At 61.7% G+C, this 18,278-nt stretch carries 15 protein-coding genes; 5 read left to right on the plus strand and 10 right to left on the minus strand.

The window, feature by feature from the left end:
• The first annotated feature begins 12 nt into the window (after positions 1-12).
• Positions 13-798: a cobalamin-binding protein gene (locus N5D61_RS22395; protein WP_279894252.1), complete on the plus strand. Its 786-nt coding sequence runs from the start codon at positions 13-15 to the stop codon at positions 796-798.
• Positions 799-858: 60 nt separating this feature from the next.
• Here the strand turns inward: N5D61_RS22395 and N5D61_RS22400 are convergent, their stop codons facing one another.
• The 8 genes from N5D61_RS22400 to N5D61_RS22435 form a co-directional block, all read right to left on the minus strand.
• Positions 859-2,742, minus strand: a complete 1,884-nt coding sequence (locus N5D61_RS22400; protein ID WP_279894253.1) for a TonB-dependent receptor — start codon at positions 2,740-2,742, stop codon at positions 859-861.
• A gap of 139 nt (positions 2,743-2,881) precedes the next feature.
• Complete coding sequence (gene dxs / locus N5D61_RS22405; protein ID WP_279894254.1) at positions 2,882-4,771, minus strand: 1-deoxy-D-xylulose-5-phosphate synthase; 1,890 nt, start codon at positions 4,769-4,771, stop codon at positions 2,882-2,884.
• Positions 4,772-4,957: 186 nt separating this feature from the next.
• Positions 4,958-5,845, minus strand: coding sequence for a (2E,6E)-farnesyl diphosphate synthase (ispA, locus tag N5D61_RS22410; protein ID WP_279894255.1), 888 nt, complete (start codon positions 5,843-5,845; stop codon positions 4,958-4,960).
• Positions 5,842-6,084, minus strand: coding sequence for an exodeoxyribonuclease VII small subunit (locus N5D61_RS22415; protein WP_108239532.1), 243 nt, complete (start codon positions 6,082-6,084; stop codon positions 5,842-5,844). Before N5D61_RS22415 ends, ispA begins: the two co-directional genes overlap by 4 nt.
• A 173-nt stretch (positions 6,085-6,257) precedes the next feature.
• Positions 6,258-6,911 (minus strand): oxygen-insensitive NAD(P)H nitroreductase, encoded by a 654-nt coding sequence (gene nfsB / locus N5D61_RS22420; RefSeq protein WP_279894256.1) that lies wholly within the window; start codon positions 6,909-6,911, stop codon positions 6,258-6,260.
• Between the two features lie 104 nt (positions 6,912-7,015).
• Positions 7,016-8,023, minus strand: coding sequence for a zinc-binding alcohol dehydrogenase family protein (locus tag N5D61_RS22425; protein WP_108239534.1), 1,008 nt, complete (start codon positions 8,021-8,023; stop codon positions 7,016-7,018).
• 159 nt (positions 8,024-8,182) lie between these two features.
• Positions 8,183-9,967 carry a dihydroxy-acid dehydratase family protein gene (locus N5D61_RS22430; RefSeq protein WP_279894257.1) on the minus strand — a complete coding sequence of 595 codons (1,785 nt, stop codon included), beginning with the start codon at positions 9,965-9,967 and terminating at the stop codon, positions 8,183-8,185.
• 91 nt (positions 9,968-10,058) lie between these two features.
• On the minus strand, positions 10,059-11,243 hold the full coding sequence (locus tag N5D61_RS22435; protein ID WP_279894259.1) for a fumarylacetoacetate hydrolase family protein: 1,185 nt from the start codon (positions 11,241-11,243) through the stop codon (positions 10,059-10,061).
• A gap of 123 nt (positions 11,244-11,366) precedes the next feature.
• On the opposite strand from N5D61_RS22435, the gene N5D61_RS22440 reads away from it, so the two are divergent.
• The 4 genes from N5D61_RS22440 (at position 11,367) to N5D61_RS22455 (ending at position 15,682) form a co-directional block, all read left to right on the plus strand.
• On the plus strand, positions 11,367-12,308 hold the full coding sequence (locus N5D61_RS22440) for a LysR family transcriptional regulator (RefSeq protein WP_279894260.1): 942 nt from the start codon (positions 11,367-11,369) through the stop codon (positions 12,306-12,308).
• Between the two features lie 131 nt (positions 12,309-12,439).
• Positions 12,440-13,825, plus strand: coding sequence for an MFS transporter (locus N5D61_RS22445; protein WP_279894261.1), 1,386 nt, complete (start codon positions 12,440-12,442; stop codon positions 13,823-13,825).
• Between the two features lie 137 nt (positions 13,826-13,962).
• Positions 13,963-14,715, plus strand: coding sequence for an Asp/Glu racemase (locus tag N5D61_RS22450; RefSeq protein WP_108239539.1), 753 nt, complete (start codon positions 13,963-13,965; stop codon positions 14,713-14,715).
• A gap of 58 nt (positions 14,716-14,773) precedes the next feature.
• Positions 14,774-15,682 (plus strand): LysR family transcriptional regulator, encoded by a 909-nt coding sequence (locus N5D61_RS22455; protein WP_279894262.1) that lies wholly within the window; start codon positions 14,774-14,776, stop codon positions 15,680-15,682.
• A 58-nt stretch (positions 15,683-15,740) separates the two neighbouring features.
• Here the strand turns inward: N5D61_RS22455 and yiaY are convergent, their stop codons facing one another.
• On the minus strand, positions 15,741-16,889 hold the full coding sequence (yiaY, locus tag N5D61_RS22460; RefSeq protein ID WP_279894263.1) for an L-threonine dehydrogenase: 1,149 nt from the start codon (positions 16,887-16,889) through the stop codon (positions 15,741-15,743).
• A 453-nt stretch (positions 16,890-17,342) separates the two neighbouring features.
• The gene (locus tag N5D61_RS22465; RefSeq protein ID WP_108239542.1) at positions 17,343-18,068 is read right to left on the minus strand and encodes an XRE family transcriptional regulator; all 726 of its coding nucleotides are present in this window, start codon (positions 18,066-18,068) and stop codon (positions 17,343-17,345) included.
• Positions 18,069-18,278: the final 210 nt, after the last annotated feature.

Here is an 18,278-nt window from a genome sequence, read left to right on the forward strand (position 1 = left end):
CCCGTCGACCTGATGCGCCGCGTTTTTGCCTGTCTGCTGCTGATGGCGGCATTGCCTGTCGAGGCGGCCGAGCGCGTGATCAGCCTTGCGCCGTCCTTGACGGAAATCGTCGTTGAACTCGGTGCCGCCGATCGGTTGGTCGGTGTGCTGGACGGCGGTGAGCGGCCGGCCGCCGTCGCTCAATTGCCCTCGGTCGGTCGTTACGGGCAGCTTGAGGTGGAGCGCCTGCTAGGCCTGCGACCCGATTTGCTGCTGCTCTGGCCCGGCAGCGTCAGCGCTGCCCAGCGTGACCAACTGCAGCGCCTGCACATTCCCTTATTCACCGCCGAGCCTCATACCCTCGACCAGTTGGCCGATCAGATCGAACAGGTCGGCGAGCGGCTGGGCCGTTACGAGCGAGGGCGACAGGTCGCGGAGGCGTTTCGTCAGCGGCTGGCCGAGTTGAGAACCCGCTATCGCCGAGATACCCCCATCAGCGTGTTTTATCAGGTCTGGAATCAGCCGCTGTACACCGTGGGCGGCGGGCAAATCATCAGCGATGCGTTGGCTGTGTGCGGGGCGCGGAACGTTTTTACTGATCTGACCCTACCGGCCCCGCAGGTTGGCGTTGAGTCGGTCTTGCAGCGGGCTCCGGAAGTGATCGTCGCCAGCACGGGGTCTCAACTCGACATGTGGAAAGCCTGGCCATCGCTGAAGGCACGGTTGGAAACGGTGCCGGATAAGGGTATCGAGCGGCCGAGCGGGCAGATGATCGAGGCGGTGGCAAGTCTCTGCAGAGCCCTTGCCCCAGATCGTTGATCCACGGACATGGGAGTGGTGCCCGCCGAGCATCGATCCTCTGGCTGACGACCTAGCGTTTCAGCGTTCGGGCGTCCAGGTTATGCCCAACATCCATGTCCGACCTTCTTCCCGATATCCATGGTCATTGCCATCGAAACTGTACAGCGTGCGGCTATAGCGCTTGCCCAAGGCGTTATCCACTTTGAAGTCCAACTTCACTTCGTCGCTGGCTTTCCAACTGCTGCGCAGCCCGATCAGCGCGTAGCCGCCGATGCTACGGGTATTGGCCTCATCGTCGAAACTGCCGCTCACCGCCTGCCAGCTTGCCCCGACTCCAAGGCGGTTGAATTGGCGGTCGATATCCAGGTTCAGCGTCCGGCGCGCGCGGCGGTTCAATGTGTGGCCGGTGTCGCGGTCGCGCGGGTCGATGATCGAGGCCCCCAGTTTCCCGGTCCAGCCATACAGTCGCTGTTCGAATGACGCCTCAAAGCCATTGATCCGCGCTGAACCGATGTTTTGTGGACGGTAGTTGCTGTCCAGCGCAATGGCATCCTCCAGATCGGTCCGATACAGCGAGGCTTCCAGTGAACGGCTATCGCTCAGGCGGCTGCGCCATTGCAGTTCGTAGCTTTTCGAGTGCTCGGGCTTTAGGTTCGGATTGCTGAAACCGGGGTAGTACAGGTCGTTGAACGTCGGGGCGCGGAAGCCCTCGCTGTAGGAGGCCAGCAGATCGTTGGCGTCATTCAGCGCCAAGGTCAGCGTGCCGCTCCAGGTGTCCTGACTGCCGAATTGCTGATTCCGATCGCGGCGCAGGCCCAGTTCAGTGGACACCGGGTCGCCCTTGAAACGGTGCTGGATGAACAGCGCACGGTTCCAGCGGCTGTCTTCGTCGAACGCCGTGCTGCTGTTGACCCGATCCTCGTACGCTTCGGCACCGAGCATCAGGCTGTTGTGGGCGTCCAATGCCAAGTCGTGCTGCCAGTTGACCGAGTCGCGGTAGGTATTGAAGACGTATTGGTCGTCGCTGAGCTTGTCGAAGGTCTTTTCTCTATTCTCGCTATGGCCCAGTTCCAGCCGGGTCTTCCAGTATTCATTGATGCGGGCGTCCAGGTACGTTCCCAGGCTGTTGAGCTCGAAATCACTGTATTGCTGCTGGCCCACGGTGTCGAAGGTCACCGGGTCGAACACGCCGAACGGGTTGTCGAACTCGGTTTTCCCTCGGTTATCCAGCGCGTTGAGGCCGACCTCCACGTCATCGTTTAGCCAGTGGGTCAGGTTCAGGCTGTAGGCTTTGTAGCGGTAGGCATCGTGATCGGCGTCGCTGAGATAGGACGGCCCGGTCCGGTCGATGCCATCGGTCTCGTCCAGGCTGGTGCTGAGGCTGAAGCGGGTTTGCGCATTGCCACCGGACAGCCCCATGCTGCTCTGCCTCGTACCCCGATTGCCAACGCCCGTGTGCAGCCGGGCTTGCAAGCCTTGTCCGGCACTGCGGCGGGTGAAGATCTGAATCACGCCGCCAATGGCATCGGCGCCGTACACCACCGAGCGTGAGCCGCGCAGCACTTCCACGCGCTCAATCTGCTCCACACTGAGGTATTGCAAAGCGCTGTCGGCAGAGGTGGCATTGGCGATTCGCTGGCCGTCGACGAGCACCAGCGTCTGCGCGGACTTGGTGCCGCGGATCGAAATACCGGGCAGGCTGCCTCGCCCGCCGCTGGGTGCGACCTGCACGCCAGGCACCCGATTGAGCAGGTCAGTGACACTGGTCGGCTGCAGGCGCTCGATGTCGGCGCGGGTGAACACGGTGTTGGCGGCGGTACTGTCGCCTCGCGCTTCGACCTGCCGATCGGCACTGATCAGCACGTCGGGAAGTTTGAGCGCGTCTGCACGGTCAGTCGGCTCGGCAAAGGCTTGTGCCGTTGGCAGCAGGGAGAGCGCAAGGGCGAGACGGGATAAGGTCATATGTTCAGCGAGATGATGATCGTTCCCACGCTCCGCGTGGTAACGGTAGCTCGGACGCTCTGCGTCCAGACAGGATGACGCGGAGCGTCACAGGATGCGTTCCCACGCAGAGCGTGGGAACGATCATACGATCATGGCTTTAGATCTTGGTCAGGCGCGCATTGATCGAGGCCTCGATTCCGTCCGCATCCAACCCGCACTCGGCCAGCATCTGCGTCGGTTTTGCATGTTCGACGTAAACGTCGGGCAAGCCCAGGTGCAGTACCGATTTGAGCACGTTTTCCCGTGCAAGGAATTCGCTGACTGCCGCGCCAGCACCACCCATGATGGCGTTTTCTTCGATAGTCACCAGCAAGTCGTGGCTGGCAGCCATTTCGCGCACAAGTGCTTCGTCCAGTGGCTTGACGAAGCGCATATCGACCACGGTGGCATCGATGTTCTCGGCGACTTTCAACGCATCCGCCAGTTGTACACCGAACACCAGCATCGCGACACGGCTGCCCTGGCGGCGCACGACGCCCTTGCCGATTTCTAGCGGCTCCAAGGCGCTGTCGATGACCGCATTCGGGCCTGTGCCCCGTGGATAGCGTACTGCGGCGGGGCCGTTGAACAGGTGTCCGGTCGTGAGCATTCTGCGCAGTTCGTTCTCATCGCTCGGCGTCATGACCAGCATGCCGGGAATGCAGCGCAGGTATGACAGGTCGAAGCTGCCAGCGTGGGTAGGGCCGTCTTCGCCCACCAGGCCGGCCCGATCGATGGCGAAGAGCACGTCCAGGTTTTGCACGGCGACGTCGTGAATCAGTTGGTCGTAACCACGCTGCAGGAAGGTCGAGTAGATCGCCACGACCGGCTTGGCGCCTTCGCAGGCCATGCCCGCTGCCAGGGTCACAGCGTGTTGCTCGGCGATGGCCACGTCGAAATAGCGCTCGGGGAAGCGCTCGCTGAACGCCACCAGGTCAGAGCCTTCTTTCATGGCCGGCGTAATGCCGACCAGTCGCTCGTCCGCCTGCGCCATGTCGCACAGCCATTGGCCGAACACGCCGGAATACTTCGGACCACCCGCCTTTTTGGGCGTCGAGGGCGCGTTGACCGGATCGAGTTTGGTGATCGCGTGGTAGCCGATCGGGTCGATTTCTGCTGGGGCGAAGCCTTTGCCTTTCTTGGTGACAACGTGCAGGAACTGCGGCCCTTTCAAGTCGCGCATGTTCCGCAGCGTCGCAATCAGGGTCGGCAGATCATGCCCGTCGATCGGACCGATGTAGTTCCAGCCGAGCTCTTCGAACAGCGTGCCGGGCACCAGCATGCCCTTGGCATATTCCTCGGTGCGGCGGGCGATTTCCCACGCGCCGGGCAGGCGCGACAGCACCTTCTTGCTGCCTTCGCGCATGCTGGCGTAGGTGCGGCTGGAGAGGATCTTGGCCAGGTAGTTCGAGAGACCGCCGACGTTGCGAGAGATCGACATGTCGTTATCGTTGAGGATCACCAGCATGTCAGCCTTGACTTCAGGCGCATGGTTCAACGCTTCGAATGCCATGCCGGCCGTCAGCGCACCGTCACCGATGACGGCGATCGCCTTGCGATCGATGCCCTGCAGGCGATTGGCGAGGGCCATGCCCAATGCGGCGCTGATCGAGGTGCTCGAGTGGCCGACGCCAAAGGTGTCGTACTCGCTCTCGCCGCGGCGGGGGAAGGCCGCCACACCGCCTTTCTGGCGCAGGGTCGACATCTTTTCGCGGCGACCGGTCAGGATCTTGTGCGGGTACGCCTGATGGCCGACGTCCCAGACCAGCCGGTCGTCGGGCGTATCGAAGACATAATGCAGGGCTACGGTCAGCTCGATCACGCCGAGCCCGGCACCGAAATGCCCGCCGGTCTGGCCAACGGTGTAGAGCAGCTCCAGTCGCAGCTCGTCGGCGAGCGCTTCGAGCTCGGCTTCACCTAACCGGCGCAGACCGTCTGGCGTCGCTGCGTTATCAAGCAGGGGCGTGGACGGGCGCTCGCGGGGAATCTCTTTGAACGTCGTGGGCATCAGGCGAATCGTTATAAGTAAATGACGCGGCAGTTTACCTGATGCATCGCGACCTGCCCATGAACAGCAGTCGATGGATGCTCAAATCAACGTGCCAGAGCGGTGCAATTCCCTGTAGGAGCGCGCTTGCCCGCGATGGCCTCCCGAACCAAGCGCGCCGCTACAGACCCGAATCGCGAAAACGGATCAGTTGCGGCGTTCGACGATGTAGCGCGCCAAGGCCCGCAGAGGCTCGGCTGCCGCGTCGAAAGGTCGCAGCGCATCCAGCGCCTGGTCACGCAGTTCCAGGGCGTAATGCTTGGCCTCTTCCAGCCCCAGCAGCGCCGGGTAGGTCGGTTTGTCCCGTGCGATGTCCGCGCCTTGGCGCTTGCCGAGGGTGGCCGTGTCGCTTTCGACGTCGAGGATGTCATCCTGAACCTGAAACGCCAGGCCGACGGCTCGAGCGTAGATCTGCAGGGCGTCGAGTTGCACCTGGCTGGGACGGCCGCTGGCCAGCGCGCCGAGCCTGACGCTGGCTTCGATCAAAGCGCCAGTCTTGTGCCGATGCATGAATTCAAGGGCTTTCTGGTCCAGCTTGAGACCCACGGAGCCCAAGTCGATCGCCTGCCCGCCGACCATGCCAGCCGGGCCAGCGGCGCGGGCGAGGGTGTGGACCATCTTAAGGCGGGTGTCGGCGTCCTGGGGCGTCAGTGCTGCGTCGCTGAGAACGCTGAAGGCCATGGTTTGCAGGCCATCGCCGGCCAGGATGGCGCATGCTTCGTCGAAAGCCTTGTGAGTGGTGGGCAGCCCGCGACGAAGGTCGTCGTCGTCCATGGCGGGCAGGTCGTCATGGACCAGCGAGTAGGCATGGATCAGCTCGACAGCGCAAGCCGCGCCGTTGGCCGCCTCGGCATTGCCGCCCAGGGCTTCGCAGGCTGCGTAGACCAGCAGCGGCCGCACGCGCTTGCCGCCGTTGGTCACGCTGTAGCGCATGGCTTGGTACAAACGGGTCAGTTCAGGCGCGGAAGCAGTGAACAAGGTATCCAGCGCGGCGTTTACGCGCGCCTGACTCAGGGCCTGATACTCGGCGATCATTCGGGCTGTTCCGCGTCGAAAGGTTCTTCCGCCAGTTCGCCGTCACGCTCCAGCAGCACCTGAACTTTCTGCTCGGCCTGGGCCAACGCGCTCTGGCATTCGCGAGTCAGGCGGATGCCTTGCTCGAAGGCGGTCAGGGAGTCTTCCAGCGACAGCTCGCCGTTCTCCAGACGCTCGACCAGCGTTTGCAAGTCCGCGAGGGACTGTTCGAAATCCAGTGCTGCTTTCTTGCGGGCCATGGCGGCTATCCCGGTAGAGGTTAAACCGGCGCGACACTAGCAGAGCAACGGCATTGGGGCAAATGAGAGGTGCTGGGCGGGACGGCGTCGGCGCTGTTCAATGAGCGCCATCGCCAAGCGGGAGCGCTACCAGGTCGATGAGTGACCGGGCGGCGCGCCGTCTTTTTTCACTGTCACAAATGGGTGAATACCGCTTGCGCTGACAGACGTGATTTTGGCAGTTTGGCGTTGAAGTCCGTCTCGCTGCGGTACCCGAGCGACACCACGACCAGGCTGCTAAAGCCTTTCTCGCGAAGACCCAGTTCGGCGTCCAGTTTCTTGAAGTCGAAGCCTTCCATCGGTGTGGCATCCAGGCCCAACGAGGCTGCGCCCAGCAGCAGCGTACCGAGCGCCAGGTACGTCTGCTTTTCCATCCAGTGCTGCAGATCCTTGAGGTCGTATCTGTGCAGGTTCACGTAGCTGCGACGGGTGGTGTCCTGGCCTGCCTTGGCGTCTGCAGTGGCGAAGCGACCGTCTTGTTCTTCCTGCGCCAGAACCGCTTGCAGATGGTCCTCGGACATTTCAGTGCGCGTGCACAGAACGATGACGTGCGATGCGTGGAGGATTTTCGCTTCATTGTAGGCGAACGCGCCTTCCGCCCCTTTGGCGATGCGCGCTTTTCCCTGTTCGTCGGAGGCCACGATGAAATGCCATGGCTGCGAGTTCACTGACGAGGGGCTGTGGCGCAGTTGGTCGAGCAATGTGTCGATGGTCTCTTGCGCAACTTTGCGGGTCGCGTCATAGGCCTTGGTGGTGTAGCGAGTTTTGGCAAGCGCGGTGAGCTGCATGGCGTGAATCCTGAGGCGAAAGGGTGGGATGGAGGCCGACGCCGCAGGCGACCGGCCCGAAAAGGCGCCGATCTTCACATGCGACGGGTGGGTTGAACAGGGGTTCAGAAACCTTCGAGCACGATCTTGCCTTTGGCTTTGCCGCTCTCGATCACCGCGTGGGCGCGGCGCAGGTTCTCGGCGTTGATGGTGCCGAAATGCTCGCCCAGCGTCGTTTTCAGGATGCCCTGATCGATCAACTGCGAGACGCGGTTGAGCAACTCATGCTGGGCGATCATGTCGGGGGTTTCATAGAGCGAGCGCGTGAACATCAGCTCCCAGTGCAGCGACAGCGCCTTGCGTTTCATGGGCACCACATCGAGTGTCTTGGGATCGTCGATGAGCGCCAGTTTGCCTTGTGGACGCAGTGCGTCGATCAGTTGAGGGAAATAACTGTCGGTGTGGGTGAGGCTCGCCACATGGCTGACCTGCCCCACGCCAAGGCCTTCCAACTGCGCGACCAGGGGTTGGCTGTGATCGATGACGTGATGCGCGCCGAGGCCTTTGACCCACTCGCGGGTTTCATCGCGAGAGGCCGTGCCAATGACGGTCAGGCGGGTCAACTGGCGTGCCAGTTGAACCAGCATCGAGCCTACGCCACCTCCCGCGCCAATGATCAGCAGGCTGTCGCCTTCACCTTCGCCTTCCTTGACGCCGAGTCGATCGAACAACAGCTCCCAGGCGGTGATCGAGGTCAGCGGCAAGGCTGCGGCATGAGCGTTGTCGAGGGATGTCGGCTTGCGCCCCACGATGCGTTCGTCCACGAGATGAAATTCGCTGTAGTTACCGGGGCGGGCGATGGAACCTGCGTAAAACACCTCGTCGCCGACCGTGAACAGCGTCACGTCACTGCCGGTTTCGCGAACCACGCCGACGGCGTCCCAGCCCACGACTTTAGGGGCGGTGGCGGCCGAGCCTGCCCGGACTTTTGTGTCGACCGGGTTCACGGAAATGGCCTGCACTTCGACCAACAGATCCCGCGGCCCGGGCGTTGGTTTGGGCAAGTCCATGTCCTTGAGGGCATTTGGGTCTTCGATAGGCAGGCCGTGCTGGGTGAAGGCGATGGCTTTCATGGCGATCTCTCTGAAAGGGGGAGGCTTGAGTTGCCCCTATCTTGGTCTTCTCCCGCGATGAAAAACACCGGCCTGATGCGGCAACACTTTCATGGAAGCGATGAAAATGGACCGCATCGGACGGGGGCAAGCGCCTTGAGCGCCGGCCCCATGTCATCCTCAGTGCGAATGCCTTGGCTCGCCGTTTCGGGCGATGACCCGAAGGTGCAACGTGGCCGGCTCAAGGCAGCCGCCGGTGGACAACTGCCCCACCAACTGGCGATACAGTTCCTGCCACGGAGTCTGCGAGGCGGGCATCTTCGGCTCGAACCCGGCGCGGCGTTCGGCCATTTCCTCCTCACTGATCAGCACGTTGACGCTGCGGTTGTTGAGGTCCACGCGCAGGCGGTCGTTGGTTTTCAATAGCGCCAACCCGCCGCCCACCGCCGCTTCCGGCGACATGTTGAGAATCGAGGGGCTGGCCGACGTGCCGCTCTGGCGACCATCTCCAAGGCAGGGCAGCGAATCGATTCCTCGCTTGATCAGTTCGGCAGGGGGCGCCATGTTGACCACTTCGGCGCTGCCGGGGTAACCCACGGTGCCTGCGCCGCGAATCACCAGAATGCAGCGTTCGTCGATGTCCAGCGAAGGGTCGTTGATGCGCGCGTGATAATCCTCCGGGCCTTCAAAGACGATTGCCCGTGCTTCGAAGCTGTTTTCCGCGCCGGGCTCTGACAGGTAGGTCTTGCGGAACGCCTCGCCGACCACCGACATCTTCATGATCGCGCTGTCGAAGAAGTTGCCGCTGAGTACGATGAAACCGGCGCGGTGCTTGAGCGGGTCTTCATAGGAGCGAATCACGTCCGCGTCATGGGTGACGGCAGCGGCCACGATCTCGCCCACCGTCTTGCCCGCTACCGAGCGGCAGGTCTCATGCAGCTTCCCGGCTTTCTGCAGTTCGTGCATCACGGCCGGGACGCCTCCGGCGCGATGGAAGCCTTCGCCCAGGTATTTACCCGCTGGCATGCAGTTGACCAGCAGTGGAACGTCTTCACCGACGCGCTGCCAGTCGTCCAGGCTCAATTCGACTCCCATGTGCCGGGCGATGGCGATCAAGTGCGGTGGGCAGTTGCTGGATGCACCCAGGGCAGAGGCGACGGCGATGGCGTTCTCGAAGGCTTCGCGGGTCATGATCTGCGAAGGGCGGACGTCCTCGCGCACCAGGTCGCAAATGCGTTTGCCAGTCATGTAGGCCATCTGGCCACGCTCGCGATACGGCGCCGGGATGCTCGCACAGCCTGGCAACGACATGCCCAGGGCCTCTGCCAGCGCATTCATCGAAAGTGCCGTTCCCATGGTGTTGCAGTGGCCAACCGAGGGCGAGGCCGCGGTGGTCATCTCCATGAAACCTTCATAGTTGATTTCGCCGGCCGAGAGCAGGTTGCGGGCATGCCACAGCACCGTGCCCGAGCCGATCAGCTCACCCTTGTGGCGACCGTCGAGCATCGGCCCGCCAGAGAGCACGATGGCGGGCAGGTCAGTGGTGGCGGCGGCCATCAGGCAGGCGGGCGTGGTCTTGTCGCAACCGGTGGTCAGCACCACGCCGTCGAGCGGGTAACCATGGAGAATTTCAACCAGCCCCAGATAGGCCAGGTTGCGGTCAAGCGCGGCCGTGGGGCGACGGGTCTGCTCGGCGATAGGGTGGACTGGAAACTCCATCGGAATGCCGCCGGCATCGCGAATGCCGGCCTTGACTCGCTGGGCCAATTCCAGATGGTGACGGTTGCAAGGCGTCAGGTCGCTGCCTGTCTGCGCAATCCCGATGATCGGCCGCCCAGACTGCAACTCTTCGCGGGTCAGGCCATAGTTCATGTAGCGCTCGACATACAGCGCCGTCATGTCGGCGTGGTCAGGGTCATCAAACCATTGCTGGCTGCGCAGGGGGCGTTTCGGGACTTCGGACATGGTTCGGGTTTCTCTTGTTATCGGGGTAACGGGCGACGCTCATTGGGCGGCGCACCGGTTGTCGGCGAGGAGGGGCGTTGCGTCGCAGGACTCACTGCCGCGTCAGCAAACCACGCGCCGTCAGGTTACGGAACAATGCGCCAAGACCGAACGTCCAGGGAGTGGCCTGGCTGCTATGCGTCACTTCGTTGTGCAGGCTGCCCAGCAAACGGCTGCTGATGCTGACCTCGTCTCCAAGCTTGTGAGTGAAGCCGCCCCCCACGTGGTCACGGTCTTCAGTGGGCGCGAACAAGGTGCCGAGGTACAGCAGAAAACCGTCGGGATACTGGTGGTTTTCGTTGAGGGTCTGGGCGGCAATGTCTTCCGGGTCCCGGCTGATCTGCGACATGGAGCTTGAACCCTTCAGCACGTAGCCGTCACGGCCCTTGACCTGCAGGTCGACCACGCAATTGCGCACGTCGTCCATCGAAAAGGTTTCGTCGAACAGGCGGATGAACGGGCCGATCGCGCACGACGCGTTGTTGTCCTTGGCCTTGCTCAGCAGCAAGGCGCTGCGGCCTTCGAAGTCGCGCAGATTGACGTCGTTGCCAAGCGTGGCGCCGTGAATTTCCCCGCGACTGTTCACCGCGAGAACCACTTCGGGCTCGGGGTTGTTCCATTCGGATTTGGGGTGGATGCCGATCTGACTGCCGCTACCGACAGCGGCGAGTACCGGGGCCTTGGTGAAGATTTCCGCATCCGGGCCGATGCCGACTTCCAAGTACTGCGACCACATTTTCTGTTCGATCAGCAGCGCTTTCAGGGCGCTCGCCTGTTCCGAGCCCGGTCGGATGCTGCGCAGGTTGTCGCCAATGATGTCATGCACGATCGCGCGCACGCTTTCGGCCTTGGTCGGGTTGCCCGCGGCTTGTTCCTCGATGACGCGCTCGATCATGCTCGCCGCAAACGTCACGCCTGCCGCCTTGATGACCTGAAGGTCAGCGGGGGCAAGGAGGAAGGGCGCATTGGCATCTGGGTGGGTGCCGGAGTTGGCCAGTAGCGCTTCGACGCTGCAGATCAGCGTGCCCTGGGTCTCGCGCACGGCCTTGAGCGGCGATTCGGATTCAAGCAATTCGCTCAGGGTGGCAAAGCGCTCGGACAGATCGAACACCCCGTCGCGACGCAGGACAACAGGCGAAGGACCGGCAACCTGCCCGGGCACCCACGCCCGGCCGATCAATGTGCCATCGAGGCCGTCGGCAGGCAGCGTGTTTTCAGGGGTGAGTCGAATTGACATGGGACGATCCTCGGAAGTTCTTATGCTTTTGCTGCCGACCCTAGCCAGCCAACACGATAAACTCCAATGACATCTGCTCAATTATCGATAACATGGGGTTATCGAATCCGAAGGCTGCTCACTATGTCCGACATCTCGTTCTCGACGGTCTGTAACTGGCTCAAGTTCAAGCATCTGGTGCTGATCGATACCTTGGCTCGTACGCGCAACATGCACGCGGCTGCGTTGCACATGAACCTGAGTCAGCCCGCCGTCAGCAAGATGCTTCGCGAGATCGAGCGGTTATTGGGGTTCGACCTGTTCGAGCGGCTGCCTCGTAACATGCCCCCCACCGCACTGGGGGAGCATGTGGTGCGTTACGCGCAGATTGCGCTGAATGACGCCAACAAGTTTGTCGACCAGATCAGCAGCCTGCGCGAAGGCGGTCATGGCTTTCTCAAGGTCGGAGCGATTTTCGCCGCCACGGCCGTGGTGTTGCCGGATGCCATCGTGCAGTTGAAACGGCGCTGGCCGTTGCTGTCCATCGAGATCGTCGAGCAGACCAGCGATCATCTGATGGAAATGCTCGACGACAAAAAGCTCGACCTCGCCGTGGCCCGTTACACTGACGAAAGCCAGCAGCAAGTCTATGACTTTCAGGCGTTGGCGCCTGAGCCGTTCTGCATGGTAGTCAACAGCCGTCACCCGCTCACCGAGCTCGAGGAGACGCCGCTTCAGGAACTGGGCAACTGGCCGTGGATTCTCTACCCGGTTGGCACGCCGATCCGTGCGCGCATGGAGCAGGCGTTCGCCAAGGCCGGCATCCCGCTGCCACGAAACACCATCGATACCATTTCCATGCAGACGTTTTTACAGGTGTTGCAGTCCGGCCCGATGATCGCCATGTTGCCCGCGTCGATGGCCCAGCCGCATCTGGAAGGGGGCTTGCTGAAAGTGCTCAACACGCCGCTGAAACTGGCCCCTCAGGATTATGGAATTCTCACCCGACGCGGCGAGCCGCTGTTAGGTGCCGCCTCGGAATTCGCCAATATTCTGATCGCCAACGCGACAACGGTCCCCCGCTAGGTCGATAACCCTGGGTTATCGATCAATGGAAACATCTCATTATTCTTCATCTGTCGCTTGTCAGTACCATCCGCTCGTGTCTTGACCCCATAAAAACAACACAGGCGCAACCAGTGCCTGGAGGTCCTACCATGGCAACTGCATCTGATCGCCTGCCCGAACACTCGGGCGCCGGGCACGCCAGCTTCGAAGATCGTACCTACCGCAAGGTCATCCTGCGCATTCTCCCTGTCTTGCTGCTGTGCTACATGGCGGCGTACCTGGACCGCGTCAACATTGGTTTCGCCAAGCTGGACATGCTCAACGACCTGCAATTCAGCAACACGGTCTACGCCTTGGGCGCGAGCATTTTCTTCTGGGGCTACTTCATTTTCGAGGTGCCCAGCAACCTGCTGCTGCATCGCTTCGGCGCCCGTTTCTGGATCGCGCGAATCATGCTCAGTTGGGCCATCGTCTCAATGGCCGTGGCCTTCACCGTGCCGTTGGCGAAGTTTTTCCACATCGAGTCGGAAACCATGTTCTATGTGCTGCGCTTCTTGCTCGGCATCTGCGAAGCAGGGTTCTTCCCAGGCGTCATTCTCTACCTCAACTACTGGTTCCCGACGCGCCGTCAGAGTCGCGTGATGTCTGGCTTCCTGATGGCCATGCCGATCAGTCTGACCCTGGGGGGCGTTGTTTCCGGCTGGTTGATGACCAAGATGCAAGGCGTACAAGGCATGGCCGGTTGGCAGTGGCTGCTGATCATCGAAGGCCTTCCTTCCGTGGTCATGGCGTTCGTGGTGCTGGCGTTCATGGCGAACAATATCGATGCCGCGAAATGGCTGTCGCCGGAAGAAAAAGCCATGCTCAAGGCCAACCTGCAGCACGACAGTAAAGGCAAGGCGTCGAGCCTGCGCGAAGTCCTGTTCAATGGCCGGGTGTGGTTGTTGGTGCTGATTCTGTTGACCTTCAACACAGGCTTCTACGGTTTGGCGTTCTGGATGCCGTCGATCATTAAAAGCGCAGGCATTTCCAACCCGCTGGACATCGGCCTGTTGACTGCAATTCCCTACGGAATCGCCGTTATCGCGATGACGCTCAATGCCCGTCACTCCAACAGGACCGGTGAGCGCCGCCTGCATGCGGCGATTCCTGCGGTCATTGGCGGAATCGGCCTGATCCTCAGCGCCTACTTCGCCAACAACGTGGTGTTGTCGATCATCTTCCTCAGCGTATCCGCCTCTGGTGTGCTGAGCCTGATGCCGATCTACTGGACCCTGCCTGGCACCGTTTTGTCAGGCGTCGCCGCTGCGGCGGGGATCGGCATGATCAACGCCATCGGTAACCTGTCTGGGTTCACCGGTTCGATGATCACGGCTGTCGCCGAGAACCTTACCGGGAACATCAACAACGGGACCTACGTACTGGGCGCGTGCCTGTTCGTCAGCGCGGGCTTGATCCTCTCGATTCCCAAGGCAATGCTCGGCAACCACAAGGTCGAAGCCTCGGAGCCTGCGGGGGCGCTCTCCAACGCCTGATCCCCACCTTGACACCGATTGCCTGCCATCGCCAACCGCGATGGCAGGCTCGCCAATGCTTGATATACGCCCCTTTCCAGCGCTCCTAACATCGGTCCCATGTGACCCCTCGCCCCAAGCGAAATGAAGGAGAGCCCGTGAAAAACTTTCGAATCGGCCAGATCGTCCCCAGCTCCAACACCACCATGGAAACCGAAATTCCGGCGATGCTGACTTCGCGTTATGCGTTGTTTCCGGAGGAGCGTTTCACCTTTCACTCCTCGCGCATGCGCATGATGCACGTCAGCCCCGAAGAGCTGAAAAAGATGGATGTCGACAGCGACCGCTGCGCGCTGGAGCTCAGCGACGCGCGGGTGGACGTCATGGCGTATGCCTGTCTGGTGGCGATCATGTGCCAGGGCGCGGGCTATCACACGGTTTCTCAGGAGCGTCTAAGCAAGACCGTTGCCGCGAATACCTCCAGCGCTCCGGTGCTGAGCTCGGCGGGCGCCCTGATCGACAGTCTGCACATGCTCGACTACAAGAAAATCGCGATCATCACCCCTTACATGAAGCCGCTGACCGCCCAGGTGATCGATTACATCGAAGCGGCGGGCATCGAAGTCGTGGACGCCATCAGCCTGGAAGTCTCGGACAACCTCGCCGTGGGGCGGCTCGACCCGATGAACCTGGTGGCGCACGCCGATAGACTGAACATCGGGCAGGCGGACGGGGTGGTGCTGTCCTGCTGCGTGCAGATGCCGTCGTTGCCTGCGATTCAAGTGGTCCAGGACCGCCTCGACAAACCGGTGTTGTCAGCCTCGGTCGCGACCGTTTACCAGATGCTGAAGACCCTTGGCCTGAAAGCCCAGGTGCCGAACGCCGGTCATCTGTTGTCCGGGGCGTTCTGACGCTGTGCCTGACGGGGTACTATGGCGGACATTCTGGCCTGCACGCCCGGTACCCCACATGAAGCTCGACCCCGTTTCGCTGCGCCTGTTCGTCAGCGTCGTTGAAGAAGGCACCATCGCCGCTGCCGCCAAACGCGAGCACATCGCGGCGGCGGCAGTGAGCAAGCGCCTCAGCGAATTGGAAGAGCTGCTCGATTCGCGTTTGCTCACGCGCACCAACAAGGGCATCACGCCGACCGACGCGGGGCTGTCGCTACTGTTCATGGCCCGCAGCGCGTTGAACAACCTCAACGAGATCGTTGTTCAGATGCGCGATTACTCCCATGGGCGTCGCGGGTCGGTGCAGGTGCTGGCCAATGTCTCGGCCATTACCCAGTTCATGCCGGGGTTGATTCAGTCGTTCATGGCGCTGTACCCGCTGATCACTGTCAGTCTCGAAGAACAGCAAAGCCTTGCGATCACCAAAGCCGTGGCCGAGAACCGCGCGGATATCGGCATCTTCACGCGCCTGCCCCATGGGGCGGACATCGAAGTCTTCCCCTTTCGCACCGACCGGCTGGTGGTGCTGGTGCCCAGCGGTCATCCGCTATCCGGGCGCGAATCTGTGAGCTTCAGCGAAACCCTCGCTCACGACCACGTCACCCTGCGCAGCGGCACGCACTTGAACTTTCAGTTGATCAAGGCCGCCAACGATTTGGGACGTTCGCTGAAAATCCGCATGGAAGTGTCCAGTTACGACGCGCTCTGTCTGATGGTTCAGGCGGGAGTGGGGGTCGGCATCATGCCGGAGGGGAGCGTGGCGATTTACAAGCTCAACGGTGCCCGTGCCGTGAACCTGAGTGATGACTGGGCCAGCCGTGAACTGAGCGTTTGCGTAAGATCGCGGCAGGGATTATCCAGCGCTGCGCTGTTGTTCCTCGACCACATCCTGGCGCCGCCTCTGGTCCCGCCGGTAGCGGCGGAATGAGGCTTATCGCCGGAAGCGATCAGGAACCGTAAGCGGCTCCTGATCGCGAAGCCCTTCTCTACATCGCAGTGCGGAAGATTTCCTCGATCTGCTCCTGAGTCGCAGGGCGCGGGTTGGTGAAGCCGCAGGCATCTTTCATGGCGTTGGCCGCCAGCGTCGGGATGTCATCGGCTTTGGCGCCCAGTTCGGTCAGGCCGGCCGGAATGCCAATGTCGCCCGACAGCTTGCGGATGGCCGCGATGGCCGCAGCCGCGCCCTGGGTGTCGTCCAGGCGCTGGGTGTCGATGCCCATCGCCGCTGCCACGTCTTTCAGGCGTGCTGGACAGACACTGGCGTTGAAACTCTCGACATGGGGCAGCAACACCGCGTTGCACACGCCGTGGGGCAAATCGTAGAAACCGCCCAATTGGTGAGCCATCGCGTGCACATAACCGAGCGAGGCATTGTTGAAGGCCATGCCGGCGAGGAACTGGGCATATGCCATGTTTTCTCGCGCAGGCATGTCGCTGCCGTTGGCCACCGCCGTGCGCAGGTTGGCGGAAATCAGCTCCACCGCTTTGAGCGCGCAGGCGTCGGTGATCGGCGTGGCCGCCGTGGAGACGTAGGCCTCAATGGCATGGGTCAGCGCGTCCATGCCGGTGGCAGCGGTCAGCCCTTTGGGCATCGCCGCCATCAAGGAGGGGTCGTTGACGGACAGCAAGGGCGTGACGTTGCGGTCCACGATTGCCATTTTCACATGACGGGTTTCATCGGTGATGATGCAGAAGCGCGTCATTTCGCTGGCCGTGCCCGCAGTGGTATTGATCGCGATCAATGGCAGCTGCGGCCTGGCCGATTGATCCACCCCTTCGTAGTCACCGATTTCCCCGCCGTTCGCCGCCACCAGCGCAATGCCTTTGGCGCAGTCATGGGGCGATCCGCCACCCAGGGAAATGATGAAGTCAGCGCCACTGGCCTTGAGCTGCCGCAGGCCGTTCTCCACGTTGCTGACGGTAGGGTTTGGTTTGGCTCCGTCGAAAATCGTGGCGTTGATGTCCTGCTCTCGCAGCAGCCCGGCCACCTTGTCAGCCACACCGGCCTTGGCCAGTCCCGCATCGGTGACGATCAGCGCATGGCGAAAGCCATATTTGCGGATGGCATCGACCGCCTCGCCCAGGCTGCCAATACCCATCATGTTCACGGACGGAATGAAGAACGTGCTGCTCATTGACTGATCCTCTTTCTTATCATTGTTGGCTTCGGCCGGGTGGCCGGAGGGGTACTCATCGAGACAGGACCATCCTAGGCGCCACGGGAACGGGGCTAAATGGTTCTTTGGAGGGGGCAGGCGGGGGTCTTTGGTAGTAGTGGCGCGGCGAGTTTGTGATCTCTGGACGAGGCACTGCGCGCAAGGGCGAATAAGCAGCGCTCATTAAAAAGCCGGCTTGTGGCCGGCTTCTCGGTGACAGGTTTGGCGAGTTTTTGGCTCACCGCACCCATCCGCAAACGTGCGCGCTGCATGCAGGCGCTTGTCAGGTAGACGAGACGGGCCGTGGGCCGGTGTCAGGTCGATCACCCTTCGGCGGGTAGCCAACGGGTGGTGAAACGAAGGCGTGCAGGATACGCAGGTTCGCGGCGTCTGCCCAGTCTTCGTGTGCAGCCTCGGGTCTTTTCCTGCACATCAGGGAAGGGCCGCGGGGTGGCGACGGTGATTGAGGGTCGACCACCAGAAGATCCAGCCCAGCACGTGGATGCGTTGTTCCTGGACCTGCTCGGCGCTGAAGATTTCGTCCGGGTATTCGGCCGCGTTGTGGCTGCGCAGGCGCAGGCCGCCGCCGGGCAAGCGATAGAGGTATTTCACTCGCAGCATGCCGGCGTGTTCGAGGGCGTACATCTCACCGTCGATGATCTGCACGCGGCCTCGGTCCACACCCATCAGCGAGCCGTCTTGAATTTTGTCTGCCATGCTGCTGCCCACCATGGCCACACAGATCGCGTTGTGCAGTTCGACGTCCATGGCGTCGAGGATGCGTCGGGCGAGCCTGATTTTCTGGTGGGGCGCCTCCGCGACACAGGCGCGACCGCTGGGTTGCGTCTGCAATTCGGTGTAAAGCGGCAGTTCCAGTTCTTCGCGGTCGCCAGGCCGCTCGCCCCGGCGCCTCCCCGGACCGTCTGTGCCGTGCTTGTCACGCGTGTCCCCGGGGTGCTTGGGCCCCTCGCCGCTGCGCAACCAGCGCACATTGACGCTCAGCAGTTCGGCGACTTCCTCCATGCGGGCCATGGGGATACCGCGCTTGAACCAGTTGTTCACGTGCTGCGGCGTCACCTTGCGGTTGGCGGCGAAGTCTGTAGCGGAGAGATGGCACTCTCGCAGAAGAATGCGTAGTCGATCACCTGATGTATTCATGGCGCAAAGTTTACGTGCCGTTCAACTTCGTTTAAATGAACGAAGTGTTCAAATGCGCGCGAGATCAAACGAGTGGTGAATAGTAAGGACTACAGTAAGGCGTTAATAATGTAGGGCGTTTCTTAAGTTGTTGGCTTTTCGTCAACAATGCCAGGAAGCAAGACTTTGCGCGGTATGGGGTAACGACGAGATCAGGACAGGTCTTAGAGC

The organism is Pseudomonas sp. GD03842 (genome assembly GCF_029841165.1).
Lineage (GTDB): Bacteria > Pseudomonadota > Gammaproteobacteria > Pseudomonadales > Pseudomonadaceae > Aquipseudomonas.

Excerpts from the sequence above, each read along its gene's own strand:
- N5D61_RS22395 (WP_279894252.1), top strand. The coding sequence starts at position 13 with ATGCGCCGCGTTTTTGCCTGTCTGCTGCTGATGGCGGCATTGCCTGTC.
- N5D61_RS22400 (WP_279894253.1), bottom strand. The coding sequence starts at position 2,742 with ATGACCTTATCCCGTCTCGCCCTTGCGCTCTCCCTGCTGCCAACGGCA.
- dxs (WP_279894254.1), bottom strand. The coding sequence starts at position 4,771 with ATGCCCACGACGTTCAAAGAGATTCCCCGCGAGCGCCCGTCCACGCCC.
- ispA (WP_279894255.1), bottom strand. The coding sequence starts at position 5,845 with ATGATCGCCGAGTATCAGGCCCTGAGTCAGGCGCGCGTAAACGCCGCG.
- N5D61_RS22415 (WP_108239532.1), bottom strand. The coding sequence starts at position 6,084 with ATGGCCCGCAAGAAAGCAGCACTGGATTTCGAACAGTCCCTCGCGGAC.
- nfsB (WP_279894256.1), bottom strand. The coding sequence starts at position 6,911 with ATGCAGCTCACCGCGCTTGCCAAAACTCGCTACACCACCAAGGCCTAT.
- N5D61_RS22425 (WP_108239534.1), bottom strand. The coding sequence starts at position 8,023 with ATGAAAGCCATCGCCTTCACCCAGCACGGCCTGCCTATCGAAGACCCA.
- N5D61_RS22430 (WP_279894257.1), bottom strand. The coding sequence starts at position 9,967 with ATGTCCGAAGTCCCGAAACGCCCCCTGCGCAGCCAGCAATGGTTTGAT.
- N5D61_RS22435 (WP_279894259.1), bottom strand. The coding sequence starts at position 11,243 with ATGTCAATTCGACTCACCCCTGAAAACACGCTGCCTGCCGACGGCCTC.
- N5D61_RS22440 (WP_279894260.1), top strand. The coding sequence starts at position 11,367 with ATGTCCGACATCTCGTTCTCGACGGTCTGTAACTGGCTCAAGTTCAAG.
- N5D61_RS22445 (WP_279894261.1), top strand. The coding sequence starts at position 12,440 with ATGGCAACTGCATCTGATCGCCTGCCCGAACACTCGGGCGCCGGGCAC.
- N5D61_RS22455 (WP_279894262.1), top strand. The coding sequence starts at position 14,774 with ATGAAGCTCGACCCCGTTTCGCTGCGCCTGTTCGTCAGCGTCGTTGAA.
- yiaY (WP_279894263.1), bottom strand. The coding sequence starts at position 16,889 with ATGAGCAGCACGTTCTTCATTCCGTCCGTGAACATGATGGGTATTGGC.
- N5D61_RS22465 (WP_108239542.1), bottom strand. The coding sequence starts at position 18,068 with ATGAATACATCAGGTGATCGACTACGCATTCTTCTGCGAGAGTGCCAT.